Below are 15,575 nucleotides of genomic sequence, written 5' to 3' on the forward strand. Positions count from 1 at the left end.
TCACCTAAAGGAAGGTAGCGTCCATCCTTAGTTTTTTATAGAGGGTGTAGCTAGAACCTCTCCTGCAAGATTGCAGACTTAATATTTATTTTCTAGTTACAGTATAGCATAAAATATTATTGAAGTGTTTTTTGATGTGTTCTACCCATCTTTTTAAATAAATCGGGACATCTGTCCATATCATTTTGTTTGTAATCCCATAGTATACTCTTAGAGTCATTAAGAAAAGGAGGGATTTACAAATGGGTGAACCAGTAGCAGCTGCACCAGCAGGATTTGGTGGAGGTTTTGCATTACTCATCGTATTGTTTATATTGTTAATAATTATAGGAGCTTCTTATGGTGGAGGTTTCGGTTACTAAAAAGAAGAAAATCTGTCTAACGAATAGATAAGGAGGAAAAATATATGAGTTTAGGATATGGCGGTTATGGCGCTCCAGTCGGATACGGTGCAGGTGCTGGATGTGGTGTAGTTCCAGGCGCGGGATTTGGCGGAGGATTTTCATTAATTGTTGTATTATTTATCCTTCTAATTATTGTAGGTGCAGCTATTTATTAATAGCTAAATAATAGAAATATGAGGCGTGCACCGAAGATTATGTGCACGCCTTATATTATTTCATATATTTAGGTATGCTTGATTTCCTGTTTTTTTGACCATTGGGTTATACTTTTGTAAACATCTTTACTAAAAACCTTATAACCCTCAGCTGTAAGGTGAATACCGTCATCACTAATTAATTCGGCTAGATCTCCTGCTTTTTTTATTGCGCTTCTAACATCAATTTTAAGCACGCCTAACTCATCTGCTAATTTATTAAGATTGCGGTTATAAATACCATGCCAGTGTTCAATACCACCCATGGAACTAATCAGATGTCCAACTACATCGGTATATTTGTCAGAAATACTTTTATAATAACGTACTGGATCTAATGGTGGCAATGTAGAAATAATAGGTGTTATGCCACTTTCTTGTACTTTTGTAACCATTGTTCTAATGTTATCTATATAGCGATCAATTGGAACGATGGGAGCGTGTTCAACGCCTGGACTTTTGACAACCTCTTTCCAATTAAAGTTGCAATCATTTCCACCAATTTCGATTATGGCATAATCAGGATGTTGTTCAATTACGTCTTTATCTAATCTGGAAAGCAGAGAATCAGAATTATCATTAAAAACACCTTTGTTAATAACGGTAACATCTTCTCCCTCATTTTCAGCAAATAATTGTTGTAAAAAGGCTGGATAGTTTTCTTTCAAAATACGTAATCTTCCCTTTGCTACAGATACACCACGCGTAAGGCTATCGCCGAAACAAATTATTTTCATATCTATCACCTTCTATAATTCAATAATACCTATATTATAGCATTATTTCATTCGAATAATGCACCAATAATTATACGAATTTCGACTATTTGCTAAAGGTTATTTTCAAAAATATTGTTGTTTTTTATTATACATAAAATTAATATTATTGGAAATTATGCTATTATAGAATATATCAATAGTTGCATTTATAAAGGAGTGAAGTTAGGAATGAACGATGTTTTCATCGTATCTATGTTGGCATTTCTATTTTTGACATACAAATTCATCAAAGTTTTTAAGACTAAAGAAGTTCCTAAAAACAATAAAATTATCGCTTGGTCTATATATGGATTTTGCATTGTTGGATTGATTTCAGTAAATATGCTGTTTTAGCTGGTGTTATATATTTAATAAATATTTTATTCTAAATAACTAACCCTTCTCTCCGTTACCTTAATATTTTAAGGGGTTAGAAAGAAGGGCGAAAATTAGTGTTTTGTTGCTCTTATAATTTTGGCTTTTAATCAGTTCTTATAGTCTTAATATTAGCTATTTCTTAAATTTCCTCGGGTATGATACATATTGCTAAAATATAAATCAAAACTAAAGTTGGATTAAATATTGTCAAAGCTGTATATACCAATCTTAAAATTGTTGGGTCAATATTATAGTAATTACCAATTCCTCCAAATACACCAAACAATTTCCTATCACCAAGAGAACGGGTTACTCTTTTTATCAATTTTAATCCTTCCTTCCCATTAAAACGCTATATATAATTATACGATTTTCGATTGAAAAGGTGTCATAAAGCATTGATCGTGTTGGTTCATATGCAAATTATTCAGTTAAGTAAGTAACGGTCTCTTTATCCGATTTAGTTGGTAAGCTAAACGCTTGCTGATAGGCTTCATGACCTTTACCAGTAATAATAATCCAATCACCATTTTGACTGGTTTCCATTGCTTGTTGAATTGCTAAGGTTCGATCTGGAATAACTAATCCTTTATGGTTACCAATAGTGTTGTGGATATTTTCAAGTGTCTCAATCATAACTTCTAAAGGTACTGCATTTAAATCATCCAATGTTAACAAATATTGATCACTAAGTTCAGCTGTAATTTCAAGCATGTCTCTTCTCTTAGCTTTATCTCGATTCCCTCTAAAGCCAAATATATGAACAATTCTTTTAGCCCCAGCTGTTTTAGCAGTATGTAGACAATGATAAAAAGCGTCTGTTGTATGCGCGTAATCAACAACAACATTTGCGCCATTCAGTTGTGGAAACACTTGAAATCGTCCATCAACACCTGGAAAGTCTTTTAATGACTGACTTATTAATTTTTCGTTAGCTCCAAGTTGTCGTGCAACTGCATAAGCCATACTGGAATTATATATATTATGAATGCCCTTCATAGATGGATTTATTTCTTCGGTTCTGCCTTGGTTTTTAAGTTTGAAAGAACCATCCTGTTTGGTTATTTCAATACAGTAGTCGTTAGAAGAACTTTTACCTATTGTAGAAGTTTTAATTTCACGATGCTTTAACCGTTCATTTAACTTCTTGCCCCAACTATCATCAGTATTTATAATAGCTTGTCCATTATCTTTTAACATTTGAAAAAGAGTTGCTTTTGTCTCGAAATATTCTTCAATAGAATCATGGTAATCTAAGTGTTCGTGACTTAAATTAAGAAAAAGACAAATATCAAAATGCATCCCTTCAAGTCGATTTTGTAATAATCCGTGAGAAGAGGCTTCCAAAACAATGACTTGATCTTCACTTATATCCAATAATTTATTAAGTGAGAGTGACCCAGGAGTTGTGTTAATGGATGGATTACTTTCTCCATTTATTATCGTTTCAATTGTGCCTACTAATCCGCATGACATGGCATTGCTTTCTAAGATATGCTTAACGAGATAACTTGTAGTTGTTTTCCCATTAGTTCCTGTTATAGCAATCATTATTTTATTTTGAGATGGATTTCCATAAAAGTTCCCCGCTATGATCGCTAACGCTTTGCGACTGTTATCGACACAAATATATGGTACAGATAAATCAGTAAGCTTTTGTTCTCCGACGATGACAGAAGCCCCATTTTTAATTGCATCTTCAATATAATCGTGTCCGTCTGCTGTATACCCTTCAATGGCCACAAAAATAAAACCTGGTTTTACTTCAGAAGAGGATTCAGCAATACCGTGAATTTCTATCTTATTTAAATTGTTTTCTTTAATCAGTTTGTATTCTATATTCCCCAGCAAATTTAATAGCTTCATGATGTATAACTCCTTATTCATACGTACTCTTTTAAAATTGTCTAATACACAAAATAATACCCGTTAATTAACGTTTTAAAACTGAGATTTATTTACATTATTATTACCTAAGACTTCTTATAATACTCAAGTAAAATTTTTACTTAATCTGAATACATTAATAATCCTTTACTTGTTATGTACAGCTTGATACACACTGGGTATGATAATTGGATATAAGAATTAAAGGAGGAGATTCGACGATGAGTCATCAGAAAGATGCTGACATAATTAAAACGTTGCACGAATGTATGGAGGCTTGTAATCATTGTTACACCTCTTGTTTTGAAGAGGATGCAAACAAAATGGAAGCATGCATTCGTTTAGATCGAGAATGCGCAACAATTTGTGCTTCTTTTGAACAAGCTCTTTCATATGATACAGCTTTTGTACAAGAATACGCACAGCTGTGCGCAACAGCATGTAAAGTCTGTGGTGATGAATGCGCTAAACATGAGCCTGACCACTGTAAAAAATGTGCTGACGCGTGTTATGTATGTGAAGATGCTTGTAAAAAATTAATAACATAATATAAAAGAACCTCCAGTTTACCTGCATTTCAAGCTGGAGGCTCTCTTTATTTACTGTCATACAGACGTTTTCATTAGGAAAATACGTTTATTATAAACCTATTAACTTACTGGAGTGGTGGTGTTCCATGAATATAGATAGGTGCTGGCATTAAACTAGGATTTTGACCATTCGCCTGTGGGTTTTGAATATACTGGAAGTTTCCGTTTCCGTCCATTGATTTACCGCTTGCCCAGCGCCCTGCTTTACTCTCTTCGCCTTCAGAAAAGTTCATAAATGCATATGCTACATCCTGCTTCTGTTTTTCAGCATTAAATGTTGATGGTACAACAGCACCGTGCTTTTGTTCTAATTCTTCAATTGCAGCCATCCATTGATTTTGATGCATCGTATCTCTCGCAATAAGGAAGGAAAGCATATCCTTCACACCAGGATCAGTTGTGATTTCATATAATCGTACGGCTTGTAGTCTTCCTTGAGATTCGGCGTTTAAATTCGCTCTAAAATCAGCAAGTAAATTTCCACTAGAAATGGTATATCGTGCGTTCCAAGGATAACCAGCACTATCATTTGGTTGTGCTCCTAGACCGTTAACGATAGCGTGCTGTGGATTCATCCCACCTAAAACTGCTTCAATTACAGGATCTTTTGCTCCTGCCTCTTGATCTTGCACTGGTGCATTGTCCAAAAGTTGTGCGATCATAGTAGCTAACATTTCCACATGTGCTATTTCTTCTGTTCCAATATCTAAAAGCATATCTTTGTATTTCCCGTTTGCTCTGCAGTTCCAACCTTGAAATAAATATTGCATCATTACCGATATTTCGCCATATTGGCCACCTAAAATTTCTTGAAGTTTTTTAGCGTAAACAGGATCAGGTCTAGTTGGTTTCGCCGTGTACTGAAGTTTCTTAATATGTGAAAACATTTTAGTCACTCCTTTTTTCCTTATCATGGCTAAAAAATAACTATTTATTCGCATAGCCTTTCAGTAACTCGAATAAAAATAGTACAAGCCAGTAAAAGGAGTGATTTTGGTGGGTGTATTTTTAAGTTATCTCGTATTGGGTTTATCTTTAGCTGCTCCAATAGGTCCGATTAATGCAGCACAAATTAATCAAGGTATTAAAAATGGTTTTTTTCATTCATGGTTGATCGGATTAGGTTCGATTGTTGGTGAATTTCTATTCATCATTGCAATATTTTTTGGGCTTGTTCATTTTTTAGAAATGCCAATCATGAAAACATTTCTATGGTCATTCGGTACGTTTGTACTTCTCTACACAGCAATTGAGAACATGGTTAGTGTACCTGAAATAGACAATTCAACTAATAGACAAACGGATTCACTAAAAAAAACCTTTTGGAGCGGTTTTTTCTTAACTATAACGAATCCATTATCAATTTTATTTTGGCTTGGGATTTATGGGTCTATATTGGCGAATACAATTCATCGCTATGATATGCCACATGTTATCATGTATGGTAGTGCTGTTTTGTTAGGATTAATGATGTGGGATGTTACGATGGCAGTTCTCTCTAGTAGTTTTAGAAAGATTTTAACACCAACTTTGCTTAAAACAATATCGTTTGTATCAGCCTTATCGTTATTCGGATTTGCTGGTTATTTTGGTTTTCAAGCACTTCAGTTGTTATTTCGGTTCTAACCGCCACTTTTTCCTCATAATCAAAGTGACAATTGATATGATTAGTATAAAGGCAAAACTAATAAAAAAACCAATTCGAGCTACTTTATCAAATAATGTTCCAATAATACCAATGAATAATAAGCATATACCTATCCATCGTTTGACTTTTTTCCAAACACTTATATCGATCAGTTTATGGTAGGAAAACAAAATAAAAACCCATATATACAACAACATGAGACTTGCAGCAGTTGTTAAATACTCATAAATTTTCCCTGGTAAGAGTATAGCCACCACAATTGAGGCAATTAGTCCAATAGCTGTAAGAATAACTGAATAATAAGGCACATTTCGTGGTCCAGTCTTAGAAAACAGTGCTGGTGCATCTTTATCTTCAGATAATGAAGTTAAGATTGTTGTAATACCATACAGTGACGCAACCATGGTAGAGAATCCACCTATTATTAGTACACCATTGAATATGTGCGCAATGACAGTTAAATCAAATTGATTAATAACCATAATAAAAGGGCTCTCGTCAGTGGTGAATTTCTTATTTGGTGCTATCCAAACCGCTAAACCAATAGAAATCACATAAATAATCGTTAAAACAGAGAGCATCACTCTTCCAGCTTTCGGGGCCTCTTTCGGGTCTTTAAGTTCATTGGACATGATCCCCATGACCTCGATACCTCCGAAAGCATATAACACATAGATAAAAGCAGTCCAAACTCCTGTGAAACCTTCTGGGAATAATCCATCATTTGTGAATGGGAAAGCTCTATCTGGTGCTCCACCATTTAATAAACCGCTAATTGCTAAAATCCCAATAATAATGAACATCAGAATTGCAGCAATTTTCATTGCACCAAATATATTTTCAATTCGTTCAAAACCTGATACACCAGTAATAATGACACCAATTCCTAAAATCGCAAAAATACTAGACAAGATCCATAGTGGGATATTTGGAAACCAGTATTGGGAAAAGATTGCTAGTGCTGTTAATTGACTTCCCATTATTAGTAATTCTGATGACCAATAAACCCAGCCATTACTAAATCCAGCCCATCGTCCATATGCTTTTTTAGCATATGTTCGAAAGGAACCTTTCTGAGGGTCAGATACAGTCATACTGGATAATGCATCATAGACAATATAGGTAGCGATTGCAGCAAGTATAAATAATATGAGTACAGTAGGTCCTGCTCTTTTAATTGCAATCGCTGAACCTAGAAAAAATCCAGTTCCAATTGTACAACCAATTCCGATTAAAGCCAATTGCCACCATTTTATTTTCTTTTGTTTTCCTTTTTTATTAGACCCCATTTTATATCCCCCCGTGATATTTTTTAAACATATTGTCTTAGTATAGCCAGCAGTTTTTTTCCTACTACCTAAAAGTTAAATCCCCTATTGTATTTATTGGTATATCTGAATGAAGGACAACATATCATTGAATAGTCTGATTAAATAGGAGGGATTTTATTGTTTTTTCATGTAAAAGAACTACAATATGAAGCAAAAGTTTCAAGACCGGATCCTGTCTATGCAAAAAAGTTACAAGAAGTATTAGGCGGTCAATGGGGTGAAATATCAGTAATGATGCAATATATGTTTCAAGGTTTTAATTGTAGAGGGAATAAGAAATATCGTGATTTACTCATGGATATTGGCACAGAAGAAATTGCGCACGTTGAACTTTTAGCAACACTTATCGCTAGGTTATTGGATAACACACCAATTGACGTGCAAGAACAAGCATATCAATCTGATCCAGCACTTGCTGCGATTATGGGTGGCATGAATCCGCAACATGCAATTGTTTCTGGGTTAGGTGCTATGCCAACAGATAGTGTTGGTAATAGATGGTCAGCTGATTATATAATATCAAGCGGGAACCTACTTGCTGATTTCCGTGCCAATGTAACAGCAGAGTCACAAGGAAGATTACAAGTTGCGCGTCTATACCAGATGACAGACGATCCTTTAGTCAAAGATTCATTAAGCTTTTTGTTAGCACGTGATACCGCTCACCAAAATCAATGGATTGAAGCAATTCGTGAGCTTGAAGCACAGGCGCAAGATGTTGTCGTTCCAACTAATTTCCCCCGTGAATGTGAAAAACAAGAAGTTGCTTATGATCTATACAACACATCACAAGGTCAAGCAGATGCGAATGGACCATGGGCACAAGGTGTGGCACCTGATGGCAGAGGACAATTTAGATACATCGCGCAACCTGTACCATATGCAGGAATACCCAAGCTACAACCCGCACCAGCAAACCTATTTAATACACCTCCACTACCATCAAAATAAAAATCCTATTGATCATATATGTAAAAAATGAAGCATTGATAAAATGCTTCATTTTATTTTTTATTTAGTCTTCTTCGTCCTTATAAGGTGTTAATTCGTCAGAAGATTCGGTAATGTAATTTGTTCGATTTATTGGTATAAACGTATCACTGTTCATCTCTAATTTTTTCGCAACATATTTATGAAAAATCACTTCAGCTATCGCCACAACAACAGCTGAAACTAATGCTGCTGCGAATGGATTTCCACCCACTGTTAATCCATCAGTCATTAGATAAATAATGACAAACGCCATGCCGAAATCCGCAGCTGTTGCAATTGTGTTATTTGTTCGAGATAGTATAAGCAAATCACCAAATAAATAAGCAGAAAACCCTAAAACAATGCTTATAAATAGTACATTGCCAAACGAAACGTCGTACCCGATTCCTAATATTGTATAAAGAACTACTAATAATAGTAATATTTTCAACCCAATTAAACTAAAATGTTTGATAGTCACACCTCCTCTATCTATTTTTTGTATCTAACGCAATAATATACTTGTATAATTTTAGAAATTGATTGTTTTCCTTCCTTCTTTTAACCGTATGATTTAGATAATAAAACACATACTTAAGGATATAAATTGATCATTGAGGTGAACATTCATGAAAGCTGTTACGTATCAAGGAAAACATCAAATTGCAGTTAAAAAGGTAGATTATCCAAAAATACAAGATAAGCAAGACATTATCGTTCGGATTACTTCTACGGCAATTTGCGGTTCTGATCTGCACTTGTATCAAGGAAACTTTCCATTACCCATTGGCTACGTGATCGGACATGAACCAATGGGAATTGTTGAAGAAGTCGGTTCTGAAGTAACTAAATTAAAAAAAGGTGACCGTGTTGTTATTCCTTTTACTGTAGCTTGTGGAACGTGTCAATATTGTCATGCACATCAAGAAAGCCAATGTGATAATGCGAATCCACACTATGATTCAGGTGGCTATTTTGGATATTCGGAAAAATTCGGGAATCATCCAGGAGGACAAGCTGAATATTTACGCGTACCTTTTGGTAACTACACTCCTTTTCGAATTCCAGATGATTGCGAACTTGAAGATGAGTCACTACTGTTTCTTTCTGATGTGCTACCTACAGCTTACTGGAGTGTAGAAAATGCAGGTGTAAAAGCTGGTGATACCGTGATTGTTTTAGGATCAGGTCCTATCGGTTTAATGACACAGCAATTTGCGTGGCAAAAAGGTGCGGAACGGGTAATTGCTGTAGATTATATTGACAACCGCTTGCAGTTTTCTAAAAATATAAATAAGACGGAGATATTTGACTTTACGAAACATGATGATATGGGAGAAGTTTTAAAAGACGTAACAAATGGTGGTGCTGATGTTGTGATTGATTGTGTCGGTATGGATGGTAAAAAGTCACCTTTAGAATTTGTAGAACAAAAACTTAAATTGCAAGGTGGAACAATGGGACCAATCCAGATTGCAACAAAGGCTGTTAAAAAATGTGGAACGTATCAAATTACTGGTGTGTATGGAGGTAATTATAATTTATTCCCTTTAGGTGCCTTCTTTTCTAGAAATATAACTATTAAGACTGGACAAGCACATGCAAGGTCCTTCATGGAACCAATTTATAAGCAAATTGTAAATGGGGAGATTGACCCGTCAAAGATCATTACACACAGTCTACCTCTAGATGAGGCATCACATGGTTATAACATATTTAATAAAAAGGAAGACAATTGTATTAAAGTTATACTCAAACCATAATATACAAGAAAGAACTCTAGGGGGTACAGCACCCACTAGAGTTCTTTTTTGTTCTATTTATTGATACATTCCATCACTTTAACCTGCAATCGGGTTTTGCCCCTCGTATTTCATCATCATTGCTTGAATTTTTTCTTGGTCTTCAGGTACTACCTGATGCATAGTACCGATTTTTGTAGTGATAGCTAGATCAGCTGGTTCTAATGGATAATAACCTTTGCTAACCATGTATTGCCATGCTTCATATGCATGAGAACAGCTCATCATAAAGGCTGTTTGTAGGAAAGAACGTATTTTTCAAACTTTATTTATTTACAAATTTAAAAGCGATTCATCCCACACCTAAAGGAATGGGCTTTCTCACCTTTAATTCTGTAATTCGTGTGCAGCTAATTTCATTTTTTCTCTTCCTTTTTGAATATAGTTTTACTCTAATATTCTTTCATATACCAAATTAAATTCATCAAATTACGACGTTTTTGGAATAAGTTTTACGTTGATGAAAAGACTATCTGTGTAAGAACAAACAAAGGAGTGTTTAAAAATGGGTGTATTATCAGGTAATCCAAAGAAACAACCACTTCATTATGGTGAAGTTTTCAGTCTGTGGTCATTTCTAGCAGCTGCTAAAGGTAACTATGCGGCGTATCAAACATTTATTAACCATACTGGTGACAAAGAACTGAAAAATTTGCTTGAAGATTTAAATCGAGGTATGAAGCAAGAAATGGAAAGTGTTGAAGAGATACTTAAAATAAATGGGATTGCTTTACCTCCTTCACCTCCTGAACGGTCACTGGCTGACATTGAAGATATTCCTTCAGGTGCGAAGTTCAGTGATCAAGAGATTAGTGCAGTTGTTTCTGCAAATATTTCAGCAGGATTAATTGCTTGCAGTACAATCATTGGACAGTCTCTACGCGAAGATATTGCAATGCTATTTGGACAGTTCCATATGAATAAAGCACAAGCTGGAGCAAAGGCGCTCCGACTGAATAAAGACAAAGGATGGATCATACTCCCTCCAATGCAAGCGAAAATTCCAAATAAAGAATAGCAAAAAAAGCACTAGAATTCTAGTGCTTTTTTATTTTAGCTACTTTGTAATTCGAATGGTGTTTAATACAAAAAATGCGGATTAGCAACTCACCTTACGTCTCAATTCTATCACTTCCGCCGAATTATAACTTAAGTCCATATATTAAAAAGCAATTACTGTCTGCGTAAAGTACTTTTAGCCTTAATACCAGCTTATTTCATCTCTTCTAGTGGCCATTTTTCTAATTTATAAGCCATGTTCCAAAATAAATATTCGTATTGACTGCTAATTAAGAAGTGTTCTTTCATTCGTTCTCGATCAGATGAGGTTACAGTTTCAGCTAATTGATCTAACCTATCAATTTGTTCCTCTACTAACGTGCGGAACCAATCAGATCCGTATGCTTTAATCCATTCTTGATAAATGGGCTCGTCTGGTGTTTTGTTCTTTAACTGTTCTCCAACTTCATAATAAACCCAGTAGCAAGGTAATATTGCTGCAATCACATCACCGAGATGACCTTGGTAAGCAGCACGATACATATGAGAACTATAAGCGTAAGCGGTTGGAGCAGGTTTAAATGCTTTTTGTTCTGCATCCGTAATATCTAATAATTTAGAAAAAGTACGATGCAAATCTAATTCTGCTTGATAGGTTCCTTGCGCATGTGACGCCATACTATTTGTTGTCTCTAAACCCTCCGCCTTTGCAGCACCAAGTGCCTGAACACGGGCGAATTGTGCTAAATAATAAGAGTCCTGCATGACATAATAACGAAAGTTCTCTATAGGTAATGTGCCATCACCAATCCCCTTAACAAAAGGGTGATTAAAACTAGCCTGCCAAACTGGATCTGCTTCCTTTCGAATACGTTCTGAAAATTTCATCGTTACTTCCTCCTTTATCTGCATAAAAAACCACCTTCTCTGATTAAAAGAAAGTGGTGGCATGATAAAGTAATCGAAAGAAAGACTTTATTTCCATCCACTTCCCTCCGCTAGTTTGAACTAGATCAGGTTCTAAGAGTCTTGAAGTATCACTTCAATCTCAGTCTTTATAAAAGACTCCTCTAGTGGTTTTTCGTGCTATTTGGTTCTGTTTATAGAATAACATCTAGGGAGATAATGTCAATGCTATTAAAGTAAACTTTCTTCGAGTGTTTTCATTTGATAAAAGTAACCTTGCTTTTGCATTAATACTGTATAAGATCCAGATTCAATAATCTCACCATGATCCATGACAATAATTTGGTCCATTTTTTCTAAACCATTTAAACGGTGACTAACTAACAGTAACGTATCTGTTTGCGCTTGTTCAAAAAGCTGTTTGTGAATCATTCGTTCTGTTTGCGCATCAAGAGATGACGTTGGTTCATCTAAAATCCACAAATGACCCTGTTTTAAGATTGCTCTAGCAATTGCCAGACGTTGTTTTTCGCCACCAGAAAGATTTTCACCGTTTTCTGATACATGATCATCAAGCGAAAAGTCTTCAAGTTGCACCTTTACTAATGCATCATTTAATATAAAATCATCTAATGCAGCATCAGCAAGCAATAAGTTTTCACGAATTGTTCCATAAAAGAAATGATTTTCTTGTAAAACAACTATTGCTTTTTCCCATAATGCACTTCCTGAAACAGTTGAAATATCATGATCATTCCAATAAATAGTGCCCGTCTGAATTTGTTGTAGCTTTAAAACCAATTGCAGTAAAGTTGATTTTCCTGATCCACTAGCTCCAACAATTGCTGTTTTCGAACCTGCTGGAATTTCTAAACTAAGAGAAGGAATGGTTGTACGCCAATCTCCCATATACGTGAAGGTGATATTTTGAAATTTAATTGCTGGTGCCCTGCTTTCAACCTGATGACTGATAATCTCTACTGCGTTCACTTGAATATCCGGATCCTCCACCACATTATATAAACGACTTGATGCGTCCCGGCTTTCTTGCATATAAATCGGGAAAACAGCCATAGGAGCTGCAGGTTCAAAAACGGTTAGAGAGATCATCACAAGCATCGCTAAAAAAAGTCCTTCTAACGTACCATCTACAACTAAATAAGCGCCAACAGCTAGAACTAACCAACTTACGATAAAGGTTATAAAACCATTGAATGATTGACTATAGACTTTATTAATATTCTCGCGTTTTTGCTTTTCAATATACTTATCTGATTGTGTTATTAACTGGTCTTGTTTCTTTTGCAATTGTTGAAATATCTTTAAATCTCGAAAGCCATACATCAATTCAGTAACTTCCGTAGAAAGATCTCCACGCTCTTGTCTAACGCTATCCTTAATTTTCAATTGTCTGAATGAAAAAATTGCAGGAATAACAAATACGGTTAACAAAAGACCCAATAATAAAATTAACGCAATTTCAATGGAATAAAAGCTGCTAAATAAAATCGTTGTGACAAAAACAAGCAATAAAACTATCGGTGGATAAAAAACACGTAGAAAGAAGTTCTGAAGACTTTCCACATCACCTACTACACGGCCAAGTATATCTCCGCTTCTATACTTATGAAAAATTTGCGGAACAAGAGGTTCTAACTTTTCAAAGAAAGTAACACGTAAATTGCTTAAGATAGTAAACGTAGCCCGGTGAGAATAAATACGTTCGCCATATTTAGAACTAGCTTTAATAAAACCTAGTAATTTAACGGTAGAAGTAAGCATAATTAATGCATAAAATGGAGGCATTAAAGCTGCTTTAGAAATAAGATAGCCACTAGCAGCAAATAGTCCGACGCTACTAATGCCTGCTATGAAGCCAAATAAAATTGCAAACAGAATATCTTTTTTCTCAATCAGCATCAGTTTAATGACTTTTAAAAGAGCGCTCATGCTTCTTCTCCCCCTTGTTGAATCGTCACCATATCTTTATAAGCAGGTAAAGTAGCTAATAATGTTTCATGTGTTCCGACAGCTAGTAATTGACCCTTATCCAAGAAAAGAATTTGATCTGCGGTTTTAATCGTGTGCAATCGATGTGCTACTGTTATAACTGTCGCAGTTTTTGACAACTGTTCAATCGATTCCTGTAATATTTTTTCAGTAGTTAAATCAAGTCCGCGTGTAGGTTCATCAAGTAAAACAACTTTAGGCTTTTTCAAAAATGCCCGTGCGATAGACACGCGTTGTTTCTCCCCACTAGATAACCCTCGACCAGCTTCTCCAATTGGAGTATTATATTGTTTTTCTAATGATTCAATTAACGGCGCAATTCCGGCTAATTGGGCAGCTTGTTGAACATCCTTTTCTGTTACTGCCATATTCGTTCCCATTTCGATATTCTCCCCAATTGTTCCTGAGAAGATATACGGTTGTTGTGATATATAAGAAAGTTGTCCAAGCCATGAAGACTCAGTGAAGTCAATAAGCGGTTGTTGATCAAGTTTGATCGCGCCATGTTCAGGAGTGATCATACCAGCTAATAAATGTAGTAGCGTGGATTTACCTGCCCCACTTGCCCCAACAATTGCTATCTTTTGCTTTGGTAAGAAAGTGGCTTCAATAGCCTGCAAATTAAACTTACTATCCGGATAACTAAACCCAAGCTGATCTAAGTGAATCGTTGGTGGTTCGTCCTTCTTGCTTATATCCTTTTCTCCCCATTTAATCGTATAATCCTCTTCATCGAACGCTTCTAATACTTTTTTAGCGGCACCCATACTGCTTCTTCCATTATGAAAAGTCGTGCCGAGTTCTTTTAACGAAGAAAAGAATTCAGGTACGAGAACTAGGATAACAAATGCAGTGAAAAACGAAAGACTTTCATAAATGATTAACTGTATTGCCAGTTCTAAAGCAATAATACCGATACTCAGCATTGAAATAACTTCAAGCATAAACGATTGCGTAAAGGCAACCTTTAAAATATCCATTGTGGTATCTCGAAAACCAAGACTACTTTTCTCTATTTTATCTTTCTGTTGTTTTGTTTGGCCAAACAGTTTTAATGTAACAAGTCCTTGTAACGTATCTAAAAAGGTGCCAGAAAAAGAAGCTAATTTATCTAGCTTTTCTTCTGACTTTTTTTGCGTTTGTAAGCCAATTACAATCATGAAGATTGGAATAAATGGTGCTGTCACAAGTAATATGATTCCTGAATTAATATGTTGTGTAAAAATAACGATCATGACTAGTAATGGTACAAATGTACTTTGCATTACTTGTGGAATAAACTGACTGTAGAAACTATCCATTTCATCGACACCGTCTAACAACATACTAACCTTTTTACCTGTTTGTCCCTTTTCAGCCAGTTGGACTGGACGGGCTGCATACTTTTCTAATAAATTTCTCCGTACAGTCCCTTTTACATCACTTGCTAGTGAAACACCAATTCGCTTGCTTATATAATCCGTTAATGCTCGCGTGAAGAGAACAAGTAACAATACCATTAACCATGGTATCATTGCATGAAACGTTTGGTTCTTAAGAAAGACCCCATCAACAACAGTAGTCATAGCAAAAGCCTGCATGATTATTGATAGTCCAAGTGCTATGGTTAACACAATTAAAAAGAAGATCCTTGTTTTATGCATCCATACGGTTTGCTTTAAATTTTGCATGAACGATTCAGTCCCCTAACACAAAT

Annotated in this window: 17 protein-coding genes and 2 riboswitches; of the genes, 7 read left to right on the forward strand and 10 right to left on the reverse strand. The window is 35.4% G+C overall.

Features of this window, described 5'->3' with window-relative positions:
- Nucleotides 1–21 precede the first annotated feature (21 nt).
- Nucleotides 22–66: riboswitch (PreQ1 riboswitch) on the reverse strand.
- Nucleotides 67–242: 176 nt separating this feature from the next.
- Both D2K60_RS08025 and D2K60_RS08030 read left to right on the forward strand, forming a co-directional pair.
- The gene (locus tag D2K60_RS08025) at nucleotides 243–362 is read left to right on the forward strand and encodes a YjcZ family sporulation protein (RefSeq protein WP_117169488.1); all 120 of its coding nucleotides are present in this window, start codon (nucleotides 243–245) and stop codon (nucleotides 360–362) included.
- Nucleotides 363–406: 44 nt separating this feature from the next.
- Nucleotides 407–559: a YjcZ family sporulation protein gene (locus D2K60_RS08030; protein WP_117169489.1), complete on the forward strand. Its 153-nt coding sequence runs from the start codon at nucleotides 407–409 to the stop codon at nucleotides 557–559.
- 68 nt (nucleotides 560–627) lie between these two features.
- On the opposite strand, the gene D2K60_RS08035 is transcribed toward D2K60_RS08030, so the two are convergent.
- From D2K60_RS08035 to D2K60_RS08045, 3 genes are all read right to left on the reverse strand, one after another.
- Nucleotides 628–1,335 carry an SGNH/GDSL hydrolase family protein gene (locus D2K60_RS08035; RefSeq protein WP_117169490.1) on the reverse strand — a complete coding sequence of 236 codons (708 nt, stop codon included), beginning with the start codon at nucleotides 1,333–1,335 and terminating at the stop codon, nucleotides 628–630.
- Nucleotides 1,336–1,873: 538 nt separating this feature from the next.
- On the reverse strand, nucleotides 1,874–2,059 hold the full coding sequence (locus D2K60_RS08040; protein WP_117169491.1) for a PspC domain-containing protein: 186 nt from the start codon (nucleotides 2,057–2,059) through the stop codon (nucleotides 1,874–1,876).
- A gap of 98 nt (nucleotides 2,060–2,157) precedes the next feature.
- Nucleotides 2,158–3,600: a UDP-N-acetylmuramoyl-L-alanyl-D-glutamate--2,6-diaminopimelate ligase gene (locus D2K60_RS08045; RefSeq protein ID WP_162880735.1), complete on the reverse strand. Its 1,443-nt coding sequence runs from the start codon at nucleotides 3,598–3,600 to the stop codon at nucleotides 2,158–2,160.
- Between the two features lie 242 nt (nucleotides 3,601–3,842).
- Between D2K60_RS08045 and D2K60_RS08050 the strand changes: the two genes are divergently transcribed.
- A complete protein-coding gene (locus tag D2K60_RS08050) occupies nucleotides 3,843–4,169 on the forward strand; it encodes a four-helix bundle copper-binding protein (RefSeq protein WP_117169493.1) in 327 nt (108 codons plus the stop codon).
- A gap of 107 nt (nucleotides 4,170–4,276) precedes the next feature.
- On the opposite strand, the gene D2K60_RS08055 is transcribed toward D2K60_RS08050, so the two are convergent.
- Entirely contained in the window at nucleotides 4,277–5,098 is an 822-nt protein-coding gene (locus D2K60_RS08055) for a manganese catalase (protein WP_117169494.1), read from the reverse strand.
- 109 nt (nucleotides 5,099–5,207) lie between these two features.
- On the opposite strand from D2K60_RS08055, the gene D2K60_RS08060 reads away from it, so the two are divergent.
- Nucleotides 5,208–5,837, forward strand: a complete 630-nt coding sequence (locus tag D2K60_RS08060; protein WP_117169495.1) for a LysE family transporter — start codon at nucleotides 5,208–5,210, stop codon at nucleotides 5,835–5,837.
- On the opposite strand, the gene D2K60_RS08065 is transcribed toward D2K60_RS08060, so the two are convergent.
- The gene (locus D2K60_RS08065; RefSeq protein ID WP_117169496.1) at nucleotides 5,823–7,148 is read right to left on the reverse strand and encodes an amino acid permease; all 1,326 of its coding nucleotides are present in this window, start codon (nucleotides 7,146–7,148) and stop codon (nucleotides 5,823–5,825) included. The genes D2K60_RS08060 and D2K60_RS08065 overlap by 15 nt on opposite strands.
- A gap of 159 nt (nucleotides 7,149–7,307) precedes the next feature.
- Here D2K60_RS08065 and D2K60_RS08070 point away from each other — a divergent pair, with 159 nt between their 5' ends.
- Nucleotides 7,308–8,141 carry a manganese catalase gene (locus D2K60_RS08070; RefSeq protein WP_117169497.1) on the forward strand — a complete coding sequence of 278 codons (834 nt, stop codon included), beginning with the start codon at nucleotides 7,308–7,310 and terminating at the stop codon, nucleotides 8,139–8,141.
- A gap of 64 nt (nucleotides 8,142–8,205) precedes the next feature.
- On the opposite strand, the gene D2K60_RS08075 is transcribed toward D2K60_RS08070, so the two are convergent.
- A complete protein-coding gene (locus D2K60_RS08075) occupies nucleotides 8,206–8,643 on the reverse strand; it encodes a DUF2512 family protein (protein ID WP_240335279.1) in 438 nt (145 codons plus the stop codon).
- A 148-nt stretch (nucleotides 8,644–8,791) separates the two neighbouring features.
- Here D2K60_RS08075 and D2K60_RS08080 point away from each other — a divergent pair, with 148 nt between their 5' ends.
- Nucleotides 8,792–9,925 (forward strand): zinc-dependent alcohol dehydrogenase, encoded by a 1,134-nt coding sequence (locus D2K60_RS08080; protein ID WP_117169498.1) that lies wholly within the window; start codon nucleotides 8,792–8,794, stop codon nucleotides 9,923–9,925.
- A 78-nt stretch (nucleotides 9,926–10,003) separates the two neighbouring features.
- Here the strand turns inward: D2K60_RS08080 and D2K60_RS08085 are convergent, their stop codons facing one another.
- On the reverse strand, nucleotides 10,004–10,219 hold the full coding sequence (locus D2K60_RS08085; RefSeq protein ID WP_420818823.1) for a spore coat protein: 216 nt from the start codon (nucleotides 10,217–10,219) through the stop codon (nucleotides 10,004–10,006).
- Between the two features lie 250 nt (nucleotides 10,220–10,469).
- Between D2K60_RS08085 and D2K60_RS08090 the strand changes: the two genes are divergently transcribed.
- A complete protein-coding gene (locus tag D2K60_RS08090) occupies nucleotides 10,470–10,982 on the forward strand; it encodes a DUF3231 family protein (RefSeq protein WP_117169500.1) in 513 nt (170 codons plus the stop codon).
- 194 nt (nucleotides 10,983–11,176) lie between these two features.
- On the opposite strand, the gene tenA is transcribed toward D2K60_RS08090, so the two are convergent.
- The 3 genes from tenA to cydD form a co-directional block, all read right to left on the reverse strand.
- On the reverse strand, nucleotides 11,177–11,851 hold the full coding sequence (tenA, locus tag D2K60_RS08095) for a thiaminase II (RefSeq protein WP_117169501.1): 675 nt from the start codon (nucleotides 11,849–11,851) through the stop codon (nucleotides 11,177–11,179).
- Nucleotides 11,852–11,936: 85 nt separating this feature from the next.
- Nucleotides 11,937–12,045: riboswitch (TPP riboswitch) on the reverse strand.
- A 55-nt stretch (nucleotides 12,046–12,100) separates the two neighbouring features.
- On the reverse strand, nucleotides 12,101–13,819 hold the full coding sequence (gene cydC / locus D2K60_RS08100) for a thiol reductant ABC exporter subunit CydC (RefSeq protein ID WP_117169502.1): 1,719 nt from the start codon (nucleotides 13,817–13,819) through the stop codon (nucleotides 12,101–12,103).
- On the reverse strand, nucleotides 13,816–15,549 hold the full coding sequence (gene cydD, locus D2K60_RS08105; protein ID WP_117169503.1) for a thiol reductant ABC exporter subunit CydD: 1,734 nt from the start codon (nucleotides 15,547–15,549) through the stop codon (nucleotides 13,816–13,818). The genes cydC and cydD overlap by 4 nt, the downstream gene beginning before the upstream one ends.
- Nucleotides 15,550–15,575: the final 26 nt, after the last annotated feature.

Source organism: Paraliobacillus sediminis, from assembly GCF_003426055.1.